Genomic DNA, 24,887 nt, shown 5'->3' on the forward strand with positions numbered 1-24,887 from the left:
GCTTTAAGAAAATAACTCTACCTCGCCACCGCTATTCACTTTATCTAAACGTTGCCTATAATCTTTCTCACGCTGAGAGATTGTCGTGCCATGCAAATTACGCAATTTCTTCACTAGCACTTTATTGTTTTTAGGAAAAAAATAGACTTTGCGTGGAAAAATATCGATCAGATCTTGTGCAACGACTCGTATTTTTTCTGTTTGTAAGAATTTCAGGACAAAATCAGCATTGCGCTGACCAATATTCGCAATCGTCAGCCCATCCAGAACATTTCCACCACCAAACACTTTGGCTTCAAGGTTGCCTCGGCGAGCTCCCAGTTTTAATAGTTGATTGATCAATATCTCCATCGCATAAGTGCCGTAACGAGCTGAGGCATTCAATGGATTACTTACATCCCCTCCGCCATCCGGAAGCATAAAATGATTCATACCCCCGATGCCACTATAACAATCACGAATACAAGCAGCTACACATGAACCGAGCACTGTTACCAGTAATATATCTTTATCTGTGACATAGTATTCGCCCGGTAATAACTTAACTGCTTGGCTATTGAAATTTTTATCAAAATATAGATTCGTTGCAACTTGCTCGTCAATGATCATAGCCATACAATTATTACCCCGGTCTATTCGTTAGCTCATAAACAGTTTTTTCCCGTAGCTTAAATAAATCAACCGCATGCTGGAAACTCTCAGAATGGCCGGCAAACAATAACCCATCCGGGGCCAATAACGGTACAAATTTCTTCAGAATTTTGTATTGTGTTGGCTTGTCAAAATAAATCATCACGTTACGACAAAATATTGCATCGAATGGACCGCGGATGGGCCAACTCTCATCTAGTAGATTTAATTGACGAAACGTAATCATATTACGTAATTCCGGTCGTACTTTTGCCGATCCGGCATAATGTCCTTTGCCTTTCAGGAAAAATTTCTTAAGTTTCTCTTTAGGTATTTTTTCTAACTTATCCAATGAATAAATACCTAGTTGTGCTTTTGCAAGTACGTTGGTGTCGAGATCTGTCGCTAAAATATGTACAGGGGGTGTAAATGTTTTAAATGCCTGTACCATTGCCATAGCCATTGAATAAGGCTCTTCTCCGGTAGATGATGCACTACACCAAAGCTGGATTTTGTTCTGATTTTTACGTTGCTCTACGTGTTTCTCTAGAATAGGAAAATGATGTTGTTCGCGAAAGAAAGCTGTTAGATTTGTCGTTAAGGCATTAGTAAATGCCTCCCATTCTTCAGGATTTCCACGCTCCAGGAAATCCAAATACTCATGGAAGCTATTCAGACTATTGACACGCACACGCCGGGCAAGTCTGCTATACACCATGTTCTGCTTGCCCGAAGAAAGGGAAATGCCAGCATGCTTGTATATTAATTTTTTAATGCGTTCAAAATCAGCCTGAGTAAAGGCATATTCACGCGTTTTATTATCAGCAATTTCTTCGAAACCACTTGAAATTATCTTCATGTTAAACCCATTCGAACCAAATAATTATTCTTTGTAACATTTCTCCGGGCTGTTTATTAACTATATCAGGTACTTATGAAAAATACATGAGTGGCAATGATCTAACTAAAACCGGTGAGCTTCAATAATTACTGATGATATGAAGTGAAATCTTTAGAGGGTCGTTTTGTTTATAAAAGTTAAATACTTATTTAATATTAATTGTATAGTTCAGAAATTAAATCTGTTTTCACTCTCGTAACGCAAGTACTGCATATCATGCCCATCACATTTAATATGAAATTTATAATGCTTCTTGCTGCGATGACATTACTAGGGCCGCGGTATCAAGAATAAGCGCCACCTTACCATCTCCCATGATTGTGGCACCTGAGACACCTTGCACTCTCCGATAGTTACTTTCAAGGCTCTTAATGACAACCTGATGCTGCCCGATTAAATCATCCACAAACAGTGCCGCTTTATGACCTTCAGCTTCCAAAATAACAAGAATGCCTTCATGCACTGCAGTTACTTTGGGCCGTAATCTGAAGATTTCGTGTAAGGCAATTACCGGCAAATATTCACCACGCACTTGCACTACTCGTCCCTGGCCACTAATTGTTTTTATATCAGTAGCTACCGGTTGCAGCGACTCGGTAATATAATTGAGCGGCACGATAAACATCTGATCTCCGACTGCTACCGACAATCCATCGAGAATAGCTAGTGTCAATGGCAGACGAATGGATATGCGTGTGCCCACTCCAAATGCCGATTCGATGTCAATGCGTCCGCCCATGCTTTGTATATTACGTTTTACAACATCCATACCCACACCTCGTCCAGAAACATCGGTGACGGTTTCGGCTGTAGAAAAACCTGCTTCGAATATTAATAGCCAGACTTCCTGATCGGTCATCCCGTCATGTACTGGTAAATCACGTTCCCGCGCTTTTGCAAGAATTTTTCTCCGGTTTAATCCGGCCCCATCATCGCTGACTTCAATGACGATGCTGCCTCCCTGGTGGAAGGCGCGCAGCGTAATCGTGCCATGTGCTGGTTTACCAGCAGAAATTCGTTTTTCAGGTACTTCTATACCGTGATCCAAGCTGTTCCTAACCAAGTGCGTCAACGGATCGGCGATCTTTTCAATTAAACCTTTGTCGAGTTCCGTGTTTTCACCGACAGTCTTCAGTTCAACACGCTTATTCAGTTTTACTGCCAAATCACGCACAACACGTGGATATCGACTAAATATAAAACTAATCGGCATCATTCGAATTGACATGACAGATTCTTGCAAATCACGAGTATTTCTCTCCAATTGATTCATGCCGCTATGAAGTTTTTCAAAAACTACCGGATCAAATTGGGAAGCAGTCTGAGCAAGCATCGCTTGTGTAATTACTAATTCGCCAACTAAATTAATCATTTGGTCTACTTTCTCAATGCTTACTCGTATTGATGAGGTTTCATTGACGGAAGCTACTGCAGTAGTTTTATTTGAAGATTTATGAAACCCATGCGCTTCGTTGATATGATTTTTTTGCTGTGGCGAGTTCAAATTGGATTCCAGATCATCGATATCTCTTGGCGCAGCCGGTGCCCCTGGGAAAAAGCCATATCCTGGTGCAGGCGGCATCTTGGCCATTGAAAGCTCATCTTCAATGGCTAGCGGTTCAGCAATAACACTCCTAGTATCTACTTCGATTTTCAGGTTTGCCGGATCAACGACGAACGCTAGCGCTTCCCAAACATCTTCTTCGCTATTACTTGTAGTAAGTTTTAATTGACGCACATTTTCAATAGCTGATGCAATGTTTTCCAGAGTACCCAACTCCCTTAAATTGGTATATAAATCTTCCAACACGGCATTACTTAAACCTCTATTGGAAAATTCGATACAGTATGTAATTCTCGGTAAATCATCTATTGATGGGATTTTGACTGGAGTAATTTTAGCTTCTTCTTCTGACACTGTTTCAGTGTTAATATCGGAATCTATTGTCTCTTTGACCGGCACGGGTGCTAATGCCTGTGTTTCATCACTCAGCCTTTGCAGTTCCTCACAAACTGCTGTGGCAACAACAGGATCAGCCTGACCTTCTCCACGGTGTGCTGCCAATTGTTCTTTAATGACATCGCCAGCCTTCAAAAAGGCATCCACCATCTCACTGCGTACCTCGAGTTCTCCTTTGCGTAATTTATCCAGCAGTGTTTCCAACATATGCGTCATCTCCGTCATATCTGTAAAACCAAATGTACCAGCTCCACCCTTAATAGAATGCGCAGCACGAAATATAGCGTTTAAATCTTCCAAATCCGGTGAACTTACATCAAGCCTTAGCAGACATGTTTCCATATCCGCAAGTAATTCTGAAGACTCCTCAAAGAATATTTCATAGAACTGTTCGAGATCTGTACTCATAGGTGTAACCCTGTTTCAAGTTGAGTTATTAGCCTAGCACCTTAGCTAAGCAAATAAATTAAAAAACAGAGGAATAAAAATTACTTAATATTTGTGATTTGCTAATATTGGCTTTTAGCCGATAACCTTACCGATGACTTCCAGTAACCGCTTAGGATCAAATGGCTTAACCAGCCAGCCTGTTGCGCCAGCTGCCCTGCCTTTTGCTTTTATTTCATCACTTGATTCGGTCGTTAGCATCAAGATTGGAACCGTCTTGTAATGAGTCAATTTGCGCAGTAACTCAAGAAGCTTCAATCCATCTATACGTGGCATATTGATATCGGTCAATACCAGATTGACTTTATGGATATTCGCTTTATCGAGCGCATCCTGGCCGTCAACTGCTTCAATGACTTCATAACCGGCACCTTTAAGCGTAAAAGTTACCATTTGCCGGATTGATGCAGAATCATCGACTGCGAGTATCGTCTTAGCCATTTTTTACTCCTCTTCTAATAGTTAATTTGCTGATAAGTATGTGCGCCAACAACTTTGATTAAAAAAGCTCAATGTCACCCATTTGCATACCTTGCTGTACGACCGGTTTTCTTATATTTTTAGTGCTTGCCATATTAACTGCCTTTGAGATTCCTTCATGTACGGCATGCAAGGATTTTTCCCCAGTTTTCTCCTTCCAGGTGCTTTGCCGATCAATTCTTTGCAATTCAATATTTAACATTTCAACTTGACGTGTAGTATGTGCGAGCAATTGTGTTACGAGATCACCAAACTGTAGTGAAGTAACTGCCATTTCTAATTCTTGCTCAATTTTGTCGGCGATAATCATCTGTTTTTCCAATAGCTCAAGGATAGGCTTGCTTTCCTCAGGAACGGCCATTTTCTCGATGGTCAGAACCATGTCATGATGTGATTTGGTTAACTTGCTGATATATTTGAAATTAATAACCAAGTTATTGACTGCATCACTGACTAACCGGTCAATCTGACTTAATTCACTCTTAATATTGAGAAAGTATTCATCAGCCTCAGCATTGCACAACATCCCATCCTGATCTAGCGGCATTAATTTATCCATAGTCTGATTATCAATTTTGTCACTTACTGATTGTATTTCTGACATAATTTTCCCTCTTTGCCAGTCTAAAACTGTTAAATGCAAATGCCTGGCCTATACTCTGCCGTTTATGGCACTCTGATCATTAACCCCTATAGACTAAAAGCAAGTGAAATTGATGTTGAAGATACTTATCATGCTTTCTAATGAAAGCTTTTTTGCTCGGTATTTAACGACATAACCTAAAATAACTTTAATTCTATGACTTTCAAATACTTACAGGGGCAGAGTAATAACCGTGAAATTCTTAGGTGGATTCGCATCTTTTTAAACAACACTCAAGTACTTAGCTTCACCTTGGAGGCTAACTGAACCAATTTCTACTCAACCTAACTGTCTTAAAGCAATAGAAAGGTGTGCAGCCTATAAAGGTAAAGGAAGCATATGACCATCAAAATTCGGGTAGAATTAAAAGCTAGCCATAAGTGGTCGAGCCTGCGCCGAACGCTTGAGAAACTGGCAGGTTAAATCAAGTTTTATCAAGATCTTAAGGAGAGAGATTTTATAATGAATTCCAAGTATATTATATTCATACTAGGCTTTAGTGCCGCTTTGATCAGTTGTGGCGGGGCTCCCGAACCAAATTCGATAAATTGTTCACCTTCTGGAATGGAGAAGGTGCTTCCGACTTTCAGCAGCGAAGCTGAACGGCAAGCATTCATTGATAAATGCAAATCTGGGGAAGAGAAATAGAAAGTTAATTAATTTAAATGCAAGTCTAGTCCCATCTAAGGTATTAGAGCTATTATCATGAATAAGGAACATTTTGGTACTTCATTATCCAAAACCGGATGAGTGATAGGAAGCTTAAAACAAGCCGGAGAGTTAAACGTAATTGCTGTCAAAGACTATTACGATAAGTTTTTTAGACGATGCCACTCTAATGTCGAGTGGCATCAGGATAAACTCAGAAATCTGTCGCACTCGGCTGGGATATCTTAGGATCAGTATGCTAACTAATCTCACTCTTAAAATCATCCAGAGTTAACATAGCAGCTATCACATCGCTTGCTGGAGCGTAGTTTGACCAGTAATTTTCTTTCTGTACAGTCCGAGTTAGTGGCAGCGAATCAGGATCGGAGTTAAAAAGTTGCTTTTGCGAGTAGGCAACAGGAAATTAAAAACTGCAGAGCCTTTTAACTCGATTTGTTTTCCATTATTAATTGAACCTTGGCAGATTATTCTTCACTGTGCCAAGACCATAGCAGAAGTGTTCAGTAACAACCTCCGTAATGGAGAATATAAGAAACGCGAACTATAGGTATACAATCGATTTGTTAATTGCTATTCTTAAATTATGGATGACTGAGCATCAGCTCGAATGATTCCAAATCTGAATAGCAGCATTTTTAGGATCTCTAACAAGTAAAAAGTAAGGCAAAGCGTAAACTTAGAAGATTTAACTGACTGAGATAGAGCGAAAGGCATAAGATAATTATTATGCAAGGAAACATATCCTTATATATCTTTATCAGTTATAACTAACTAGTGAGATGAGAAATAAAATTTTACTCATCTTATTTAGTAGTAGTGTTAATACACAATTTTAAGGAGATTATCATGCGACGAATTTATTTTCTTGTTCCTGACATCACTGTTACCAAACGCATCGTAGACGACTTACTGGCGGCAAGAATCGAGGAAAGGCATATCCATGTGATTGCGAAACGCGGTACGCCGCTTGAAGAGTTGCCAGAGGCCAGCTTATTACAGAGAACTGACTTTATTCCGGCAGTAGAACAGGGCTTGGCGGTCGGGGGAACAACCGGTATGCTCGCCGGTTTGATTGCAATTATCCTCCCTCCCGCATCAACGGTTGTAGCTGGAGGTGTTTTGCTGGCGACCACACTTGCAGGCGCGGGTATTGGAGCATGGGCAAGCGCTCTGATAGGTGTGAGTACGGGTAGCAGACGAATTAAAGAGTTTGAGGATGCAATTGAAGCTGGTCATTTCTTAGTTCTGGTTGATGTATCAGCAGATCGAGTGCATGAAATCGAGGAGCGTATAAAACAACATTTACCTGAAGTGGAAGTTGAAAGCACAGAGCCTAGAGTGCCTGCGTTTCCCTAAAGAAAGGCTCTCCTGTTAATTTGATTAACTGTTATTTATGGAGCTTATGCTGATGCAAATATCCAGAAAATAGCATGTTCATGGCTGTGTGCCATTAGGAAGTTCAATGTATTTAGTCTTGGTCGGACCAGGTTTGGCTACTTTTATTAACCAAACCTGGGTTTTGCTGTGAATCAATATCAGTATTTGCTTGAGAAACCCTTCATTGTTCAATTGAATTGAACTGACTGTACGAGGTGATAAAGCTTTTATCGCCGTGTCGGCGCCTACATAATCGGACCAGAGATCTCAACGGTGTTTTGCTTAAGCTGTAAAAGAAATCTCTAAGATTTATCCGGTCCTGATAAACCTTGCGTGCTACGAATTTATCTGCAACATATGGATAAAAGAGTCAGAATAATTTAGCATTCATTCCCTGGAAAACTAAACATCCAATGCATGCTTTACGCTAGCACTGGCATAATTCCGAAACAATTAAATAAACGAACAACAATATATGGTTGAACATGAATGTCTTATACTCCCGATACCTTAGCTTTTCATTTTTATGATGCTATATCAGAAACTTAAACCTAACATTTGGCTATATCCAGTCTTGCTTTCCTCAGTCAAGAGAGAGTCAGGCTTATGGATCATATAAGTCTATGAAAGTTCACAGGTTCTGGTTTTAGACTGGCGACAGTTGCAAGCGGTTCAATAACTTTGGCGGATGTTGCCCATTTAACAACGGATCCCCTTATCGTCACTCAAAGATGAAATATTCAAAATGGATGTTATTTGCCATAATAGGCAGTACGCTTTTTTTTACTATTTATCCAGTCAATCTTCATGCGAATACTTTAAAAAAACTTGTTAAAGACAATCGAATAGAATTCGGTGGCTGGATTCATGGCGGTGCAACTTTTAACCCTAGTCAGACGAACGGATTCAATGGTCCGGTTGCTTTTGCTGATCAGGCTAACCGTTTTCAATTAAATCAATTTAATTTGTTTCTGCAACGTTCGGTTATATCTGAAACCAGTAAATGGGATTTAGGTGGGCGCTTCGATTTTTTGTTTGGCACAGATGCTATTTTCACTCAAGCATTTGGTGTTCCGACTTTCGATGTGAATTCCGGAGAACCATTAAAAAGAAATAACTGGGATCTTGACTTATGTTGCGCTTCCACGAAAACCTATGGTATCGCGCTTCCGCAAGCCTATCTGGAAGCACATGTGCCGATTGGTAAAAATGGACTTAATCTCAAGGCGGGACATTTTTATTCTCCGACCGGTTTTGAAACAATTCCCGCGCCAGATAATTTTTTTTACACGCGCGCTTATTCTTTTAATGCTGGTGAACCCTTTACACATACTGGTTTACAGGCAAACTATACCATTAATAATAATTGGTCGGTTCTTGGTAGCGCTGTTACCGGCAGTGCTACTGGCGGCTGGGATGGGGGATGGAATAGACAGTTGGGTAATTGGGGTGGAGTTTTCGGCATTACCTGGACCAGCGATAGCCATGCCACTTCATTGAACATTACTGGCACATATGGCGAAACTTCTGTACGAAGCAATGAGCCGTGGGGAATGTATAACATCGTGTTTCAGCAAAGAATCAATCCTAGAACCCAGTTAGTTTTACACTATGTCCATGGTTTTGCTGATAATGTTTTATTGAATAATCTAAAATACACCAATGAGGTAAAGGATGCGCAATGGATTGGTTTCGTTACGCATTTATACTACGATCTTACAGAGAATGTATCGTTAGGGGCGAGGGGAGAGTGGTTTCGTGACCGAGAAGGTTTTCGTAATCCGTCCCCTTTCCGAATTGCAGCGGCTACTAATATTGTGAATGGTATCCCGGACAGTTATGCAGGCAGTCTTAGTAGTGTCACTATTACACCGGCCGACTATTATGTAGCGACTGTCGGCATAAACTGGAAAGCAGCCAAGACACTGAAACTTAAATGGGATGCCATAAAAAAACTCAATATTCGTTCAAATATCCGTTATGACAGAGTCGATGCCTATCATGCCGCTGCCTATCGGCCATTTGCCGGCAACAAGGATCAGATTTTATTCTCGCTTGATTTTGTGCTGCCTTTTTGAAAGATGAAGTGAGCAATTGAAAAGTGGCAACCACCAATTTCAGTTTGGCGGTTGCTCAGCTCTTTTCAAAGCCCCTTGTTGCCAGAATGCTCTGGTTTTTCCATAGTGAAGTCGGAATCCAGGCTGGCTTCTGCTTGACTGAGTTGACTATTTTTTTGTTCAAGTGCCATCCTTCTATGAAGATCAGCATATTTCAGGCTCTGTCTCACAGTTTTTTCATAGGCACGGATATTCGCCGAAGTATGTGATGGCAGATCCAGGCCTTGTCTACCATAGTAATAAGGACGCGCTTCGTATGCCTCCAGTATTTTTTTGTTCGCTTGCAGTCTTATTTTTGCTTCCTTAGCTAAGTTTTCGTAGTAATTCACCAAAGCTTCGTGATCATTATCAGCAATTCCAATCGGTGCAATTACAGATGAACTCATTTGTGCGCAGGAGGTTAATACGGTGAATACAAGCAACAATAATAAAAATTTTATTGCTTTCATGATGAGTACCTCCATCATCCTAAAATAAAACGAATGGCATCATCTTAATTCGGTCAGCACAACGTGTATATTGGGAAAACCATTGTTTTTTATTAATGGAAACCATTAACCATTATGCATGTAATATTAAGATAACTCAGCTGTTTTTTAATGAACATGGTCTTGCAGAGGGTACTGATTTTGGTGAAGTAGCCAAGCAACTGAGCTATCTGAGTGATAAGTTGTGATTTAGCGGTACTGAAGATTCTTACTGTCTAGATGAAGCACGTCGATGGGAATGTTTCGTTAAAGCATTTATAATCACGAGCTTCCTCTATAAAACACTTTAGTTACACAGCATGAAGAATCAAACAAACAAGAACCAATGTTGACATAGCATCCACTTCTTTTCTTCAAAATAATCCCGAAATGCAAGGTATCGTGAAACTTACAAGGTGGCTATTATTTGCCATTACAAGCAGTGTAATAATTTTTACAATAGATTCAGACAATATTTACGCTAATAATCTTAGAAGATTATTTAGCAATAGTAGACTAGAGTTCGGTGGCTGGATTCATGGCGGTGCTACTCTTAATCCCAGTCAGTCTAATGGGTTTAATGGTCCGGTTATTTTTGCTGATCAGGCTAACCGGTTTCAATTGAACCAATTGAATTTATTTATGCGACGTCCGGTCGTTTCAGAAGGTAGGGTATGGGATTTTGGTGGGCGCTTCGATTTCATGTTTGGAACTGATGCGATATTTACACAAGCTTTTGGTGTGCCAGCCTTTGACGTGAATACGGGAGAACCGCTGAAAAGGAGTAACTGGGATCTCGATTTATGTTGTGCTTCCACAAAAACTTACGGAATTGCTCTTCCACAGGCTTATCTGGAAACGTATGTGCCAGTTGGCAATGGGCTCAACGTCAAGTTAGGCCACTTCTATACTCCAACAGGTTTTGAAACTGTTCCAGCACCTGATAATTTTTTCTACACACGCGCTTATACATTAAATGTCGGTGAACCTTTTACGCATACTGGTATGCTGGCAAACTATAAAATTAACCAGAACTGGCTAATCTTAGGAGGGCCTCTTACGGGCAGTGCCAATGGTGGCTGGGACGGAGGTTGGGATAAACAACTCGGAAACTGGAGCGGGCTGGCTGGTTTTACCTGGACAAGTGATAGTCAGGCTACCTCATTTCACTTTTCTGGCACCTATGGTGAAATTTCCACTCGAAGTAGCGAAATATGGGGATTTTATAACGCTGTGTTGCAACACAGGATTACGCCTAAAACTCTATTAGTTTTACACCATGTGTATGGGCACGCAGGTGGAGTTTTACTAAACAACCTGAAATACACGAATGTAACGAAAGATGCGGAATGGTTTAGCGCTATCGTACATTTGTACCATGATTTGACGGATAATTTATCAGCAGGTGTCCGGGGGGAGTGGTATCGTGATGAAGCAGGTTTTCGTAATCCATCCCCGTTTCGAGTAGCCGCTGCTACCAATCATGTGAACGGTACAGCCGTAAGTTATGCAGGTGATCTCAGTAGCGTCACGATTACGCCGGCAGACTATTATGCCGCAACGATAGGATTAAACTGGAAAGCGGCCAAGACACTGAAACTTAAATGGGACTTTTTAAAGAAGCTCAATATTCGCCCAAATATTCGTTATGATAGAGTCGATGCCTACCGCGCACCTGCTTACAGGCCATTTGGTGGCAATAAAGATCAGATTCTGTTTTCTCTTGATTTTATACTGCCTTTTTGATGATTCTATTCTAAAATTCAGGTAAGCAAATTTACAAGCTTTGTTTTATCCAATATAACCTAAGGTTTTGTTCCATTCTGATCCAGGTGGTACAACCATGCTAATAACTCAGCAACTGCAACATAAAGTTGTGGTGGAATACGATCATCGAGATTGATCTGCATCAGTAATGAAACTAATTCATTTGATGCATGAACATAAATTCCGGCTTCTTTTGCACGTTTAATAATTTCCTGAGCAATAAGACCACGGCCTTTTGCAACCACTTTGGGCGCTACCTGACCTTCCCGATAAGCAAGTGCAACTGCAACTGCGCTGAGGTAAGATTCATTTTCCACTATCGTGTTGAACCTCTATGGATTGAATAGTTAACCCGGCTGATTGCATATCAGTTGCGAGGGGAAGTTGATTATTCCTCAATAAACTTGCAGTTTCTAGCTGTGAGGCATCTAATTTAATATGAATACCCTGAGCATTCAAGGTAATTCTGGCTGTGATATCACCGAGTTTGGGCATGGATAGACGTATCTGTGTATGCCATTGAATGACTGAATCAGGCACATTCTCTCGGCTGCCATGGAATCGCTCATAAATATCCCATTGCATCGACTGGTTCTGCCAGACTTCTCCATGCCAGAACAGATGGCCGGTTTCTAGAATATTTAATTGCTGCAGTACCAAAGGAATATTTTGAGCATTGATCGGCATGTCAGGGCCGGGCAAAGCGGGCAAATTTGCTTTTGCAGCAGTAGAATCAACTGTTACCGACATTAATTTATTCTGAGGTTCCTGGTGCAAATTCTCAAGTGTCTTTTTTCCATTAATCCATTGGGCCTGATGCGATTCATAAAATAAACCACTTTGAACAATCGCTTTTTGCAATAAACCAGATAATTCACTGCTATTTATTAGCATTCCAGTCAGAATTGGAGAAGAGCTTGTAAGCGATTGGGTTGTGCTTGTCGATGCATGCTTTAAAGCATCCTGCAGCAAAACACCTAAAAAACGTCCGGTAGCGCTGATTGATGCATTATTTTCTTTGATTTTCTCAAATGGGGCTTCACCTAGGATAAGAAACTTTAGCTTCGGTTCGCTGGATAGAAAGACGAGCTCCAGTTTGTTGCCGGGTTGGAATTTTTCTGGAAGATGCATTTGCAAGAACTGATCTGCAACTAAAACCCTGGCGCTACCGTTAACTAATCGCGCTTCAACAGATGCTTGATATTTATTGCCTTGTTCAAATTCAACTAAAGAATTCTGCGAATCTAAAATTGCTGTTACTGGTATACCAGAATTTATTTGAGTTAGAGATGTAATTAAGTCAGTTCTGGCTATAGCTGAGATCACGACAATTCAATTATCTTTTGTTATACTTCCCAGATCAACATATCATGACTCTATGTATTGCCAATGAGTTGATATGTTTGTTGAAGATTACGTGTGCGCTCACTGGTGCTTAGCAAATCCTGTAATCGCATCATCCAGGGTTCGGTAATTGCTCTAATTTGAGCATCATCATTTAATATTTGATGAATTATTTTTACTTTCTTTTGTAATAGCTCTTTATCTAATATAGGTTCTGGATCTTCCTTTGTGAGAATTTCGGCCAGCCGCCTACATTCTTGTTCTAAAGATATCAATTCATCCCATTCATTATTCTGTGCAGCTATTAACATCTTACCGGTAGTTGTTAGAATAGCTTTATAAGTCATAATCGTTTGTATATCATCCATTCTTATACATGCTCTTGTTAATATTAATTTGGATTGCGGTTACAGTTTGAGTTTATTATCTTTCCCAATACTCTTCCAGGCATCATATAATTCGGATAAAATTTTATTAACTTCATTAACTATCTCAAGGTTATTTTGGATATTGGCTATCAATAATCGATGTGTCATATAATCGTAGAGTGCTTGGAGTTTTACTGCTAAATCACCGCCTGCATTCATATCCAAACTTGCTTTTAAGCCGTGATCAATGATCATGATCGCTTTTGAAATCATCTGTCCTTTTTCAGCAATTTCATGATGTTGCATATGCATTTTGGCTTTTGCTAAAGCTTCTTGTGCACCTTCGAACAGCATCAGAATAAGCTGATGTGGGTCAGCTGTTTCAACACCTGTTTCAACACCTATTTTCTGATAAGCAGAAATCGCGTTATTCATGGCAGCATACATTTTATATTCCTATTTTATCTATTGAAGAGCTTGGTTCATAGGCTAGTTATTTGTACCAGGAAGTCTGGATAATTGTTGTTGCAAGAAGTTGCTGGTTTGAGTCATGCCGGCAATCATTGAATCAAGCGCGGTAAATTGCGCACGAATACGTCTTTCTACATCTACAAGGCGACGGTTCAGAGTTTCACGTTGAGCATCAATATCTTTAATTGAAGAATTAATGCCGTCAATACGACTATCAATTAAACGATCATCCAGTATCTCTTCCAATAACTGATCTAATTTTGCTGCAAAGCCATGTGCAAAATCGATATCTCCCCTAGCACCTGTGCTACCGCCAGTGATCTTCAGGACTAATCCGCTACTATCGGCAGCGCCAGTTAAAGTTTGACCAGAGCCAGTAGCAGTTACGCCATTCATCGAACCTGCTACATCCACACCGCTCGTTTCAACCGGTGTGCCAAATAAATCCAACTTACCATTTCCTCCCGTAATCGATACAGTGGATGCAGAACCGTATTGATTGGAAGTAATGGTTAACTTACCAGCAGCTTCACTCACGGTAACCTTGATACCAGCTGAGGAGATTGTTGGCTCACCATTAATCTTTGACTGAATTTCAGCTGCTAATGAGGTCGCCGTATAAGTTCCTGCTGTAAGTGTTATGCTGGCACTTACACCGTCGATAGTAAGATCTAGGGTATCATTGATGCCGGAATTGATGGTAAGTGCAGCCGAAGTGTTACCAACTGCAGTACCTTGTGTCGCAATTTGGCTGATATTCAGTGAATATTTGCCATCAACCGTTTCGGGACTTGCACTGACAAAAGAGACTTGGTTGTCAGTGGTTTTTCCAATGGAAGCAAATAGTGCTGAAATATCCTTTGCTGGGTCATTCAGTACGCTGGCAAGTTTGGTTGAGTCAAATTTAAGTGTTCCATCTGTTTGGAAAGAGACACCTATTTCCGATAAAGTACTTGGGTCACCGCTTGCGGTAGCCAACGGATCAGAGATTGCACTGCGTATTTTTGTTTGAATGGATCGAACTGTTGAATCACCTGTTAAAATAGATGCTTGTCTTGTGGTTGCGTCGTATTTTGAAAGATCGATGATAGTTTTGTTCAGATCATTGAAAGCTTTCACAAACGATGAAACTGCACCTTGAATACTTGCTGTGTCTCGAGACAAATTTAAAGTTGTGGTACTGCCCGAATTTGTTTTTAGCAAATCTAACGTGACGCCCTCAAGGGCATCTGTGATTTTATTGGACGCTTTGCTGATTGGAATGCCATCGATGACTAAGGTGGCATTGCTGGCAGCTACAGTCTCAGTAAGGTTAGTTGTGCCACCTGTCGATGCATCATAAGCAAGCTGAGATAATCCTGAGTTATCAATATGATTGGAATCAGCGTCGGTTATAGTTATTTTTAAAGCGTTACTTAAACCGGTATCGCTTGAAGTAATCACTAAACGATTGCCCGTACCATCGTTCACAATACTGGCAGTGACTCCAGCATTGGCCAGATTGATTGCATCGCGGATGCCGGCCAGTGATGAATTATTAGAAGAAATGGTGATTGATTGAGCAGCTTTATCTGGATTAAGGGTAAATGTACCACCACTGTAAGTACCAAATTGTATGGTTATGGTGCCACTACCAATGGTAGTACTGGTAGTGGTAAAGTTAGCAGATTTTAATTTCTGAGATTGTGCGAGGGTCTGAATCTCCACCGAATGACTTCCTGTGACCGCAGCTGATGTTGCATTCACATTCGCCAGGGTGGTATCTCCCAGACTGGCTGTTATAGCGGTATATTTTGCCGGACTGGTTAGTGCAGCAAGACTATTTTGAAATGAAGATAGTGCTCCTTTCAGGCTACCAAAAGCAGTTAATTGAGCTTGCTGTTTAGCCTCTTTACTATCGAGAGATGTTAGAGGGCGACGTTCTAAGGTCATTAATTGACTAACAATACCATTAACATCTAAACCTGATCCAATTCCTGGTGATGAAAGCATTTCTAAGTCCTGCCTTTGTTAGATTAGCATTTGATTATGCTTTATCGCTGAATAGCAGCCCTTGAACTTTATCTAAAGTGCGAGCTATTTCAATCGCTTCTTCTGTCGGAATCTGTCGGATGACTTCTTCAGTGTGAGCATCCATTACTTTAATGACCGTTCTGCCGGTATCTTCATCAATTGAGAAATGCAGATTATGTGCCAAATTGTTCACCGCTTCTTGAATTCTCTGAACAGCCTGTTTGATTTGTTCTTCTGATTCTGGTTTATTGCCAATCTTGGGTCGTATAGTTGAAGCAGGTGTTGAGATGACATCTGTATCAGGCATAGATGTTTTTTGAGTTCCTGATACTGTTGCTGAAGGCATTAAAAATGCGTCAGTTCCATTTAACTGATTGATACTCATTAAGACTCCTTAGTTGAGGAATGCGGAAAAATTTTTATGATCCCGCATTCATCAGCTTTATTTAATGCTTGATTATTTGATACGAATTGCCTAACGCAACAGTGAGAGAACATTATTGGGTAATGAGTTTGCTTGTGCAAGAATCGCTACACCTGCTTGCTGTAGAATTTGCCCGCGTGTCATGTTGGCTGTTTCAGCCGCAAAGTCTGCGTCCTGAATGCGACTGCGCGAAGCTGAAAGATTTTCAGCGGAACTTTGCAGATTTGCAATGGTTGAGCTGAAACGATTTTGAATTGCACCCAGATCACCACGTGCACTGTTGATTTGACTCAAGGCAGCATCCAACACTTCAATAGCATTTTGTGCCCCGGCTGCAGTAGAAACATCTTGCAGGGCAACCGACTGGAAAGAGCTTATATTAGTCCCTGCAACAGCAAAAACATCAGCATTTGCGGTGGTTGTGATAATTTGCCCTTGAGAACTCGTGAGGTTTACCGAGCCCGTTACTGTAGCAGAATCAGTACCGCCTTCTGTTACTGTTGAACCACCGATTGATACAGTTGCGCCGGCAGCACCGGTATTAGCATAAGTATCCAGGACAATATCCCGGCCATCAGTAGTACTCAGAGTAAGTGATGACTTATCACCTACGGTCGTAAACGACGCAGTAACTCCTGTACTGGATTGCGATCCATTGATAGCTGCTGCTAAGGCGCTCAAATCATTAGTGGCTGTAATAGTGGCAGAAATCGCTGTACCGTTTAAGTTAAATGTAATGTCTCCTGCTGCGCTGACTGTATCCAATGTGGTACTGTTGGATGCAGTGGCGGTAATGCCGATACCAGAAGCTGCTGTATTGATGGCGCTAGCGATATCAGCCGCATCTGAGTCTGCAGCATATGAGATATTGCTTACCGTGCCCTTATCGGTAGTTAATGCAAGATCAGCTTCAACAGTAACACCATTACCATTTGCAGTAGTATTGGCTGCTGTATCGACAACGACGGTATTCATGGCTGTACCGGCAGTTGCTAAGGTATGACTACCTAAGGCGCTCGCACGTGCATCTCTAATGGATGTAATATCGATGGTCTGATTGGCATTGGCACCAACCTGAAAACTCTGATTTTGAAAAGAACCATCTAGTAGATTTAAGCCGTTGAATTGGGTTTGACTGGCAACTCGAGTGATTTCGGAAGACAATTGTGCAACTTCCGCTTGTAGTGAAGCACGATCACTGGTGCTGTTAGATGCATTGGCGGATTGTACAGCCAATTCACGGATGCGCTGCAAGTTATTACCGATTTCGCCTAGCGCACCCTCAGCGGTTTGCGCTAGTGAGATACCGTCATTAGCGTTGCGGGCAGCTTGATTTAAACCGCGAATTTGCGCAGTCATTCTTTCTGAAATCGCCAGACCAGCAGCGTCATCTTTGGCACTGTTAATACGCAAACCAGATGACAAGCGAGTCAGAGATGTATTTAATGATGATTGAGAGGTATTTAAATTACGTTGTGCATTTAATGAAGCTACATTAGAGTTAATAATTTGTGGCATTTGGGTTCTCCTTTAATAACAATGTGCTTGGCCTGATTGCCGATTCCGTTGGTTTTCCCTGCAATCCAAGAAGGTTTATAACCGCCGTTGCTTGCAGTTATCGGACATCGATTTGGAAAGTTTAGGATTTTTATGTTTCATGATTTTTGTCAAATTTATGAGCTTGTGTCATCTGTAGGTGCTGGAAATTCTTTCTTTCTCATAGAATTATCTTGTAAAATGAGATAAAAATTCAGTCAGTTAGTGGGAATAATTCTAGAGGTTTATTGGCTTCGCGCAGGGTGCTGAGATGGTCAATGAAGAGAAATTGAAAGTATTGATGGTTGAATGTTCTGAAGAAGATGGTGATCGGATATTGCAGATACTGACTCGAGGCGGATTCCAGCCCGATTGCTTGTGTGTTTCAACGATTAGTGCCCTGCGTGATGCACTCTTAACTCGAGATTGGGATGTAGTCTTGTCGGACGATTTACCACAACTCACTGCGCAGGATGTTTTGAATGCCCTAAAAGACCAGGAACTGGATATCCCTCTGATAATCGTATCCAGTCAGATAGGCGAAGAAGCGGCGGGGCATATCATGGCCTCAGGTGCCTATGATTTTATGATGAAAAAAAATCTCGCCAGATTGGTGCCAGCCATACGACGTAGCCAGCATGAAGCAGGAAATTATCAGCAATTTAGGATTACGCAAAGCGCGCTACAAAAAAGCGAAACACTTTTTCAGGCAATAACGTCTAACCTTCCCGGTGTTGTTTTTCAATTTGTGTTAACAACTGCTGATAATCAGACGAGTTTCCCTTATGTGAGTGATGCCAGTGAAACACTGTTGGGGTTGATTCCCCGTAGACTTATGGATAATCCAAGCTTATTCCCCGAATTGATTCTGGCAGATGACAGGGAGTCTTATTATCAATTAATGATGATATCCGCTGAACAGCTTTCAACCTGGAACTGGGAAGGTTGCATTCAAGTAAAAGGTGATAGTGATATCAAATGGATTAGCTTACGTGCAACTCCCAGGAGGGTATCGAATAGTGTGACAATATGGGATGGTATCATGATTAATATTACGCGAAATAAGTTAGCCGAGCGTGAGATTGCGCGTTCACGTGAGCAATTAGCCGAGTTATCTTCTTATTTGCAAAAAATTAAGGAGCAAGAGCGCGCTCGAATTGCACGAGAGATTCATGATGATATTGGAGGAACATTAACTGCGATTAAATACGAGTTATTTCCTTGTATGGATACAATGCCAAGAAAACCTGAATTTTATCAACAAAAAATGAAATCTATAGAATCTCTGGTGGATCGAGTAATTGATAGCACGCGACGAATTTCACTCGATTTACGACCGGGTATTCTGGATTGCGGTATCGTTGCGGCTGTGCAATGGCAGGCGAAAGAGTTTAGTGATCGCACAGGTATTACGTGCAAAGTATCATGTGAAAATGATGAAATATCTTTAGATTCGGATTTAGCTATAGCAATTTTTCGCATTTTCCAGGAAACACTGACGAATATTTCTAAACATGCTCATGCCTCTCGAGTTCAAGTAAAACTTTTGGAATTGGATAAGCTAATTCTTCTCGAAGTAATCGATAATGGATGTGGAATTACCCATACCGATATGGAGAAGCGAGATTCTTTTGGAATTCGGGGTATGCGCGAACGTTGCCAACAATTGAGAGGAAATTTTTATATTTCTGGAGATCCAGAAAAGGGCACTAAAGTAACTATTCTTATTCCTACTGGAGATCTGGAGCAACAGACTGGGCAGGTGGTCAGTTTAAAAAATAAATTTAAAACTCCATCCTATGATAAAAAGAGTGTTTCGCGTTCTGAATAGCTGGAGAGATGTACATGATAAATGTAATGATTGCTGATGATCATGCAATTGTTCGTCAAGGTTTGAAACAGATACTCAGCGAAACAGATGATATTCAGGTAACAGGCGAAGCAGAGACGGGATTTCAAGCTATCAAAGTTGCACGGCAGCACCACTTCAATGTGATGTTATTAGATATTTCTTTACCGGATAGGAATGGTATCGAGATACTGAAGCAGATAAAGAAGGACAAGCCAAATCTCGCAGTTTTAATGCTCAGTATGCACGATGAGCACGAATTTGCAATTCGTGCGTTAAAGGCAGGGGCAGCTGGTTATTTAAATAAGCAAAGCGCGCCATCACAGCTTGTTGTGGCTATTCGCCAAGTTGCAGGGGGTGATAAGTATGTTAGCTCAGCTGTTGCTCAGGAACTTGCTAACACTCTTAGCATTGATGCCGATAAACCACTTTATACCACACTATCTGATCGGGAATATCAAACGTTATGTTTTATTGCCGCAGGTAGAACCTTGTCCGAAATATCAGCCGAGATGTTTCTAAGCCCGAAGACTGTCAGTGTTTATCGTGCACGTTTGTTAGAAAAGCTGAAGCTAACAAATAATTCAGAATTAATCCGTTACGCTATAAAAAATAAATTAGTTGATTAAGTTTGGTGCTGAATTTGTTCCAATTGACAAGATTTTTTATTTTTTATAGGAGATGATCTATTTCAATTACGTCCATGAGTCAAGATAGGAACCTTACTCCTTTAATGCTTGCTCGCGAAACATTGCAGCAGCTTTCGTTACTTAAGATTCCTCCCACACCTGAAAACTATCACAGAGTCTACAATCAAATTGCGGGTAAATCAGAAAATACCATTTCTGAAAGCACTGCAAAAGTTTTGGAGGAATTAATATCCGTATTTCCACGACATACACCCAATTTATCCAAATATGCTAGCGCCTTAGAGCAAGCGTTAGAGGCTAAGAATTGGTATAACTATAAAGCTGTGTTCATTAATTTTATAGAAACTGAATTTACTCCAGAAAATAAGCTTATAGCGCCTGGCAATATAGTTCCTGAAGCTATCGCTCCGTGGGGAAGCTTGATAGAAGCCTTATTAAAACAATTGGAGAACAACCACGGTACTTTAACGATTGCAAAAAAGCGAGTAGCTCTTAATCACGTCCTTAAAAAATTTTCTCAAGATCCAAAGCAGTTATATATCAAGTTAGAAACTTTAATTGACTCATGGAGAAAGTCATCAGAATCTTCTCGAATACAGATTGATCATTTAGAAGAAATCTCATCATTCACTGATCAGAATAATCAATCAGTTCAGAATTGGTATGTAGATAAAGCTGAATCGGGGAAATATCATGCGACCATTCGTTTTATTAATCAATTACTGGAGCTGCAGGTGTACGTGCTAGAAAAATTTGCTGATTCTCAAATGGATAATATTGTTTTGGCCGAAGAAGCCAAAGCACTGACACAGCAATTAAAAAAAATTCAAGATGAACAAGGAATTAAGCAATGGATTTCTAATTTTAAAGAGTTTTGCCTTAAATTTGATTTACTGGGTGAGAATGATGTCAAGTTGCAACAAGGTTTGTTGAGGTTGCTGAATTTGCTGATAAATAATGCTAATTATTTACTCTCAGAAGATCAGTGGCTTAAAAGTAAGATCCTTATGCTAAAGGAAGAAATAGCTCAACCATTGAGTCTGCGAAACATAGCGCAAGCTGAGCATTATCTCGAAGAAATCATCCAACGGCAGAAGATCATAAAACGGCGCTTGGATGAAGCTAAGTTGATGACGAAACAAATGGTAGCTTCCCTAATTAGTAATATTGAAGAACTGTATAATTCAACAGGAAAGTATCATGCCAGACTTGGGTATTACTCCGAAAAGATTAATCAAATTGATGATATAGAGGTACTCAACCAATTTCTCGTAGAAATTATGGAAGAAACCAAGCAGATGCAGAAAAGCGCATTAAATTATCGTAATGACTTTCTGACAGCTCGCGCAGAAGTTTACATGGCACAGAATAAAATAAGTCAGCTTGAAACCGAGTTGTTGGAAATGGGTGAGAAAGTGCACGAAGATCACCTGACTGGGATTCTGAATCGACGTGGTTTTGATAATGCTTTTGAACGCGAAAGTTCCCATGCGGCTCGCCATCAGACTCCTTTATCTTTTGCATTATTAGATATTGATAATTTTAAACAGCTGAATGACACCCATGGCCATAAAGTTGGTGATGATGCACTGGTGTACTTAGTTAAATCAGTAAAAGAGACGACTCGACCTGAAGATATTATGTCGCGTTATGGTGGTGAGGAATTTATCATTTTACTGCCAAATACAAAACTTGAAGAGGCTGTGCATATTTTATCCAGAATACGGCGTAATTTGACCAGGAAGTTCTTTATGCATGAGAATAAGCGCTTGTTAATCACTTTTAGCGCTGGAGTGGCTCAACTTCGACCAGGAGAAGCACAAGTAAGTATTTTTAAGCGCGCTGATAATGCTTTGTATCGCGCCAAGAAGGGCGGTAAAAATCAAATACTCACAGCTGAGTAGTTTTATAACTGATTGTTAATTATAAATAATATCATATTCTTCAGTAAATAGTACCAATTCCCCTTTTTATTCATTCAATCTGTTCCTGATTTGCTTTGCTAACTTTGCTACGTGGCAGCCTGCACCGGAATGGGTTCTCCTTCGCAATCCAACGATCATACCACCTGGCATGGCTGGCACTTTGATGTAAAGCTGGGGGCAAAGCTATTAAGCAAAAACAAACAAGAATGCTAAGACTGGTTAAATCATCACCAGATGTCATTAAAATTGAGCAGGAACCCATGATTGATTCTGGAAACTATTATAAGCAGGTAGAGCGTTATGCTGAACAGATTCGCAAAACAAGTAGTGCGGATGAGATTATTAGAATTCTTGACATTGTGTTATCCATGACTAAAGGGTTGAAACTTAGTGATGAGATATTCACTGCACAGGAACAGGTAAAATGTGCCGAGCAGAAAATTAAGTCATTGAAAAATGAATTGGAGCAGTTAAGAGAGCTTGTACAAATTGACCAGATGACCGGTGCGTTCAATCGTCGTGGATTAGATGACATTTTTAAACGAGAAGCAGCTCGTGCTGACCGAAATGCGCAGTCATTGGGAGTCGTTTTGATTGATCTAGATAACTTTAAACAGATCAATGATACATTGGGTCATTCCTATGGAGATAATATATTAATTAATTTAGTAACTATTGCTAAGAAAACATTACGTCCTTCTGATACTGTGGCGCGCTTTGGTGGGGAAGAGTTTGTGATTTTATTGCCTGATGTTGAGTTAGAAGATGCATTAACGATTGTTCATCGATTACAGAATAACCTAATAAAAAATAGTTTACTTCAAATAGATGAACGATCAATATCGATAACATTTAGTGCAGGAGTTGCGCTGCGTTCATTTGGCGAGCATCAACATTCAGTGATAAACCGCGCTGATCGGGCGCTCTATCAAGCAAAACGTACAGGGAAGAATCGCATAATTCCCGCATTAATATAAGCAGGGGGATGCGCTAATCATTCCATATTTCTCAGATAAATTTATTATGGGCTATTGCTGATTGGTTGCCCTATCTGATCTAAGTTCTTCCACCAAGTTGGGATCAAATTCAGGAGGTTTATCGAGGGGTGGAATTACTCCAGGGCATTTTTTGGCGGCCGCCCATTGCTGGATCGCATCATATTCATTTTTCAATTGAGCATATTCGGCTTCTTGTTCTTTAGTTCCGCCCAAAGCAGACAATGCAGCCCAGGAAAGTGATAGATCTGAGCCGAGAATCCATTTATCATTAGTTGGGGTTTTGGTGTTTGATTTACTTGTCAATTGACTAACTCTGGTCTGAATTCGCTCGATTTCTGCCAATAATTCATTACAATTATAAGCTTGAAATTGTATAGGGGAAATATAAGGCGCTTGATGATTTCCTGAAGATGCTGCACAACCCAGTAGCATGGCAACAATAATCAGCAATATAATCTTAATTAATATTTTCATGACATGCTTTCCCTTTCGAATTTCTTCGGTTGCGATATTACTTGCAAGCAATTTTCCTGATTCCAATTTAAATTGTATCGTTATTTGAGCTTTTCAGCTTTATTTGTTGGAACAATCGATATCATGATCAAGGAAGCATTGGGATATTGATGGATGATCAAAATCATTAGACAATAAATTAAATTCCGAACAAATCATGTGAAATAGAAGGAAGAGCACAATTGTATTTAATGGGCTGATTATGAAAGAAATTTAATAAGATAAAATCGCCTGCTTTATTAAAACACAGGTTGAGTTTTAACTATGGAAGTTGCACGTAGTTTCTATAATCGTTGAAGTATAGGGGGTATAATCATTCATTCTTCTGCGAGGGAATTTCGCATTTTCTAAGTACCTGGTGCGTATATTAAAAAGCAATAAATAAAAACCACAGAGTGATTTTTACTCTGTGGCTCATAGTAGAGGTCAAGTTAAGCTATCTTGCGGCGGCGTATCGAAAAGCCTACTAAGCCTAAGCCAGCCAGCAACATGGCATATGTTTCAGGTTCTGGCACAGGTAAAGCTTGCAGTGCAACTGAATATTGTCCGATATGAGCAGAACTTCCTAAGTTACCGCTGATATCGAGATGGTATTGACCTGCAGCTAGATCACCAATAAGATTGGTTGCATTATTACCTGAAAGGGTTGCAAACAAAGTACTTCCACTGGGGTGCGTGTCATCCCATACTTCAACGGTTAGTCCTGTAATTTCAGCAACGTTGATACCTCCAATATTCAGTGAATAGGTATTAGCAGAGCCGGAGGTTGTTGATAGTGTTGGAATGGTAAAATTTGCAAATTCTTCGAAGAATGAAGTTGGGCTACCAGTCACAGTTGCAGCAAGCACAGAGGGTGATGCGCCTATTACACCCATTAGATAGGGATTTGCTACTGATCCATCGCCGGGTACATTAGCGATACCTGCATGAGCAACACCGCTTGCCATCAGAACAGCAGCAGCTACTAATTTTAGTTTAAAACTGTTTTTCATTTTAAAATCTCCAAAGTGAGTTTACAAAACCTAGATTAATCACAAACACGTGCATGAATAGCGCGCTCAAATTAAGCGGTAGCCAGTGATTATTAGCCACATACGTATTTTAGGTTGTTCTATTTCGGGAGCCATAGGAAACTCTTCCTGTTTTATTGGGACATAACTACACCCTTGGGTAGTACATTTGTATTACTCTAGAGCCTGTTAAATATAAAAATAAAAATCACTAGTCATTTTACTCTGTGGCTCATGGTAAAGGTCAAGGTCAAGTAGGATAGTGAATGATTATTAATTAGCTACATGCTATTTAGGTTTGTTCTATTTCTGGGCTATAGGAGGAAGC

The 24,887-nt window shown here is 40.4% G+C and carries 23 protein-coding genes; 8 read left to right on the top strand and 15 right to left on the bottom strand.

Annotated elements, in window-relative coordinates; all coding sequences use genetic code 11:
• Positions 1 to 3: 3 nt before the first annotated feature.
• The 5 genes from cheD to BM021_RS01005 all read right to left on the bottom strand — a co-directional run bounded on the left by cheD (position 4) and on the right by BM021_RS01005 (position 5,022).
• Positions 4 to 615 carry a chemoreceptor glutamine deamidase CheD gene (gene cheD / locus BM021_RS00985; RefSeq protein ID WP_090717672.1) on the bottom strand — a complete coding sequence of 204 codons (612 nt, stop codon included), beginning with the start codon at positions 613 to 615 and terminating at the stop codon, positions 4 to 6.
• Between the two features lie 7 nt (positions 616 to 622).
• A complete protein-coding gene (locus BM021_RS00990; RefSeq protein ID WP_090717675.1) occupies positions 623 to 1,489 on the bottom strand; it encodes a CheR family methyltransferase in 867 nt (288 codons plus the stop codon).
• A gap of 283 nt (positions 1,490 to 1,772) precedes the next feature.
• Positions 1,773 to 3,899 (bottom strand): chemotaxis protein CheA, encoded by a 2,127-nt coding sequence (cheA, locus tag BM021_RS00995; RefSeq protein ID WP_090717678.1) that lies wholly within the window; start codon positions 3,897 to 3,899, stop codon positions 1,773 to 1,775.
• A 114-nt stretch (positions 3,900 to 4,013) separates the two neighbouring features.
• Positions 4,014 to 4,379: a response regulator gene (locus tag BM021_RS01000; protein WP_090717681.1), complete on the bottom strand. Its 366-nt coding sequence runs from the start codon at positions 4,377 to 4,379 to the stop codon at positions 4,014 to 4,016.
• Positions 4,380 to 4,437: 58 nt separating this feature from the next.
• Positions 4,438 to 5,022: a hypothetical protein gene (locus BM021_RS01005; protein WP_090717684.1), complete on the bottom strand. Its 585-nt coding sequence runs from the start codon at positions 5,020 to 5,022 to the stop codon at positions 4,438 to 4,440.
• 501 nt (positions 5,023 to 5,523) lie between these two features.
• Here BM021_RS01005 and trbK point away from each other — a divergent pair.
• The 3 genes from trbK (at position 5,524) to BM021_RS01020 (ending at position 9,185) form a co-directional block, all read left to right on the top strand.
• Complete coding sequence (trbK, locus tag BM021_RS01010) at positions 5,524 to 5,709, top strand: entry exclusion lipoprotein TrbK (RefSeq protein WP_090717686.1); 186 nt, start codon at positions 5,524 to 5,526, stop codon at positions 5,707 to 5,709.
• An 867-nt stretch (positions 5,710 to 6,576) separates the two neighbouring features.
• Entirely contained in the window at positions 6,577 to 7,086 is a 510-nt protein-coding gene (locus tag BM021_RS01015; RefSeq protein WP_090717689.1) for a DUF1269 domain-containing protein, read from the top strand.
• Positions 7,087 to 7,856: 770 nt separating this feature from the next.
• Entirely contained in the window at positions 7,857 to 9,185 is a 1,329-nt protein-coding gene (locus tag BM021_RS01020) for a porin (protein ID WP_256207711.1), read from the top strand.
• A gap of 65 nt (positions 9,186 to 9,250) precedes the next feature.
• Here BM021_RS01020 and BM021_RS01025 read toward each other — a convergent pair whose 3' ends face one another.
• A complete protein-coding gene (locus BM021_RS01025; RefSeq protein WP_090717693.1) occupies positions 9,251 to 9,673 on the bottom strand; it encodes a hypothetical protein in 423 nt (140 codons plus the stop codon).
• Between the two features lie 408 nt (positions 9,674 to 10,081).
• Between BM021_RS01025 and BM021_RS01030 the strand changes: the two genes are divergently transcribed.
• On the top strand, positions 10,082 to 11,437 hold the full coding sequence (locus tag BM021_RS01030) for a porin (protein WP_090717695.1): 1,356 nt from the start codon (positions 10,082 to 10,084) through the stop codon (positions 11,435 to 11,437).
• A gap of 59 nt (positions 11,438 to 11,496) precedes the next feature.
• Here BM021_RS01030 and BM021_RS01035 read toward each other — a convergent pair whose 3' ends face one another.
• The 7 genes from BM021_RS01035 to BM021_RS16445 form a co-directional block, all read right to left on the bottom strand.
• Complete coding sequence (locus BM021_RS01035; protein WP_090717698.1) at positions 11,497 to 11,778, bottom strand: EscU/YscU/HrcU family type III secretion system export apparatus switch protein; 282 nt, start codon at positions 11,776 to 11,778, stop codon at positions 11,497 to 11,499.
• Positions 11,765 to 12,589: a flagellar hook-length control protein FliK gene (locus tag BM021_RS01040; RefSeq protein ID WP_256207716.1), complete on the bottom strand. Its 825-nt coding sequence runs from the start codon at positions 12,587 to 12,589 to the stop codon at positions 11,765 to 11,767. Before BM021_RS01040 ends, BM021_RS01035 begins: the two co-directional genes overlap by 14 nt.
• Before the next feature lie 245 nt (positions 12,590 to 12,834).
• Positions 12,835 to 13,170, bottom strand: a complete 336-nt coding sequence (locus BM021_RS01045; protein WP_090717702.1) for a flagellar protein FliT — start codon at positions 13,168 to 13,170, stop codon at positions 12,835 to 12,837.
• A gap of 39 nt (positions 13,171 to 13,209) precedes the next feature.
• Positions 13,210 to 13,617 carry a flagellar export chaperone FliS gene (fliS, locus tag BM021_RS01050; protein WP_090717705.1) on the bottom strand — a complete coding sequence of 136 codons (408 nt, stop codon included), beginning with the start codon at positions 13,615 to 13,617 and terminating at the stop codon, positions 13,210 to 13,212.
• A 42-nt stretch (positions 13,618 to 13,659) separates the two neighbouring features.
• Entirely contained in the window at positions 13,660 to 15,633 is a 1,974-nt protein-coding gene (gene fliD, locus BM021_RS01055) for a flagellar filament capping protein FliD (RefSeq protein WP_090717708.1), read from the bottom strand.
• A 34-nt stretch (positions 15,634 to 15,667) separates the two neighbouring features.
• On the bottom strand, positions 15,668 to 16,039 hold the full coding sequence (locus BM021_RS01060) for a flagellar protein FlaG (RefSeq protein WP_090717711.1): 372 nt from the start codon (positions 16,037 to 16,039) through the stop codon (positions 15,668 to 15,670).
• 90 nt (positions 16,040 to 16,129) lie between these two features.
• Positions 16,130 to 17,596 (bottom strand): flagellin N-terminal helical domain-containing protein, encoded by a 1,467-nt coding sequence (locus BM021_RS16445; RefSeq protein ID WP_090717713.1) that lies wholly within the window; start codon positions 17,594 to 17,596, stop codon positions 16,130 to 16,132.
• A gap of 289 nt (positions 17,597 to 17,885) precedes the next feature.
• On the opposite strand from BM021_RS16445, the gene BM021_RS01070 reads away from it, so the two are divergent.
• The 4 genes from BM021_RS01070 to BM021_RS01085 all read left to right on the top strand — a co-directional run bounded on the left by BM021_RS01070 (position 17,886) and on the right by BM021_RS01085 (position 23,015).
• Positions 17,886 to 19,445, top strand: coding sequence for a hybrid sensor histidine kinase/response regulator (locus BM021_RS01070; protein WP_090717716.1), 1,560 nt, complete (start codon positions 17,886 to 17,888; stop codon positions 19,443 to 19,445).
• 14 nt (positions 19,446 to 19,459) lie between these two features.
• Positions 19,460 to 20,092, top strand: a complete 633-nt coding sequence (locus tag BM021_RS01075; RefSeq protein ID WP_090717719.1) for a response regulator — start codon at positions 19,460 to 19,462, stop codon at positions 20,090 to 20,092.
• Between the two features lie 74 nt (positions 20,093 to 20,166).
• Positions 20,167 to 22,017 (top strand): GGDEF domain-containing protein, encoded by a 1,851-nt coding sequence (locus BM021_RS01080; protein ID WP_090717721.1) that lies wholly within the window; start codon positions 20,167 to 20,169, stop codon positions 22,015 to 22,017.
• A 281-nt stretch (positions 22,018 to 22,298) separates the two neighbouring features.
• Positions 22,299 to 23,015, top strand: a complete 717-nt coding sequence (locus BM021_RS01085; RefSeq protein WP_256207712.1) for a GGDEF domain-containing protein — start codon at positions 22,299 to 22,301, stop codon at positions 23,013 to 23,015.
• A 51-nt stretch (positions 23,016 to 23,066) separates the two neighbouring features.
• Here BM021_RS01085 and BM021_RS01090 read toward each other — a convergent pair whose 3' ends face one another.
• Together BM021_RS01090 and BM021_RS01095 are read right to left on the bottom strand one after the other, a co-directional pair.
• Positions 23,067 to 23,510: a hypothetical protein gene (locus tag BM021_RS01090; protein ID WP_143074270.1), complete on the bottom strand. Its 444-nt coding sequence runs from the start codon at positions 23,508 to 23,510 to the stop codon at positions 23,067 to 23,069.
• 470 nt (positions 23,511 to 23,980) lie between these two features.
• Positions 23,981 to 24,541, bottom strand: coding sequence for an FxDxF family PEP-CTERM protein (locus BM021_RS01095; protein WP_090717729.1), 561 nt, complete (start codon positions 24,539 to 24,541; stop codon positions 23,981 to 23,983).
• Between the last annotated feature and the right edge of the window lie 346 nt (positions 24,542 to 24,887).

The sequence above is a fragment of the Nitrosomonas sp. Nm166 genome, assembly GCF_900112825.1.
Lineage (GTDB): Bacteria > Pseudomonadota > Gammaproteobacteria > Burkholderiales > Nitrosomonadaceae > Nitrosomonas.

Coding starts and splice junctions, on each gene's coding strand:
- cheD (WP_090717672.1), bottom strand. CDS start 615: ATGGCTATGATCATTGACGAGCAAGTTGCAACGAATCTATATTTTGAT.
- BM021_RS00990 (WP_090717675.1), bottom strand. CDS start 1,489: ATGAAGATAATTTCAAGTGGTTTCGAAGAAATTGCTGATAATAAAACG.
- cheA (WP_090717678.1), bottom strand. CDS start 3,899: ATGAGTACAGATCTCGAACAGTTCTATGAAATATTCTTTGAGGAGTCT.
- BM021_RS01000 (WP_090717681.1), bottom strand. CDS start 4,379: ATGGCTAAGACGATACTCGCAGTCGATGATTCTGCATCAATCCGGCAA.
- BM021_RS01005 (WP_090717684.1), bottom strand. CDS start 5,022: ATGTCAGAAATACAATCAGTAAGTGACAAAATTGATAATCAGACTATG.
- trbK (WP_090717686.1), top strand. CDS start 5,524: ATGAATTCCAAGTATATTATATTCATACTAGGCTTTAGTGCCGCTTTG.
- BM021_RS01015 (WP_090717689.1), top strand. CDS start 6,577: ATGCGACGAATTTATTTTCTTGTTCCTGACATCACTGTTACCAAACGC.
- BM021_RS01020 (WP_256207711.1), top strand. CDS start 7,857: ATGTTATTTGCCATAATAGGCAGTACGCTTTTTTTTACTATTTATCCA.
- BM021_RS01025 (WP_090717693.1), bottom strand. CDS start 9,673: ATGAAAGCAATAAAATTTTTATTATTGTTGCTTGTATTCACCGTATTA.
- BM021_RS01030 (WP_090717695.1), top strand. CDS start 10,082: ATGCAAGGTATCGTGAAACTTACAAGGTGGCTATTATTTGCCATTACA.
- BM021_RS01040 (WP_256207716.1), bottom strand. CDS start 12,589: ATGCATCTTCCAGAAAAATTCCAACCCGGCAACAAACTGGAGCTCGTC.
- BM021_RS01045 (WP_090717702.1), bottom strand. CDS start 13,170: ATGGATGATATACAAACGATTATGACTTATAAAGCTATTCTAACAACT.
- fliS (WP_090717705.1), bottom strand. CDS start 13,617: ATGTATGCTGCCATGAATAACGCGATTTCTGCTTATCAGAAAATAGGT.
- fliD (WP_090717708.1), bottom strand. CDS start 15,633: ATGCTTTCATCACCAGGAATTGGATCAGGTTTAGATGTTAATGGTATT.
- BM021_RS01060 (WP_090717711.1), bottom strand. CDS start 16,039: ATGAGTATCAATCAGTTAAATGGAACTGACGCATTTTTAATGCCTTCA.
- BM021_RS16445 (WP_090717713.1), bottom strand. CDS start 17,596: ATGCCACAAATTATTAACTCTAATGTAGCTTCATTAAATGCACAACGT.
- BM021_RS01070 (WP_090717716.1), top strand. CDS start 17,886: ATGGTCAATGAAGAGAAATTGAAAGTATTGATGGTTGAATGTTCTGAA.
- BM021_RS01075 (WP_090717719.1), top strand. CDS start 19,460: ATGATAAATGTAATGATTGCTGATGATCATGCAATTGTTCGTCAAGGT.
- BM021_RS01080 (WP_090717721.1), top strand. CDS start 20,167: ATGAGTCAAGATAGGAACCTTACTCCTTTAATGCTTGCTCGCGAAACA.
- BM021_RS01085 (WP_256207712.1), top strand. CDS start 22,299: ATGATTGATTCTGGAAACTATTATAAGCAGGTAGAGCGTTATGCTGAA.
- BM021_RS01090 (WP_143074270.1), bottom strand. CDS start 23,510: ATGAAAATATTAATTAAGATTATATTGCTGATTATTGTTGCCATGCTA.
- BM021_RS01095 (WP_090717729.1), bottom strand. CDS start 24,541: ATGAAAAACAGTTTTAAACTAAAATTAGTAGCTGCTGCTGTTCTGATG.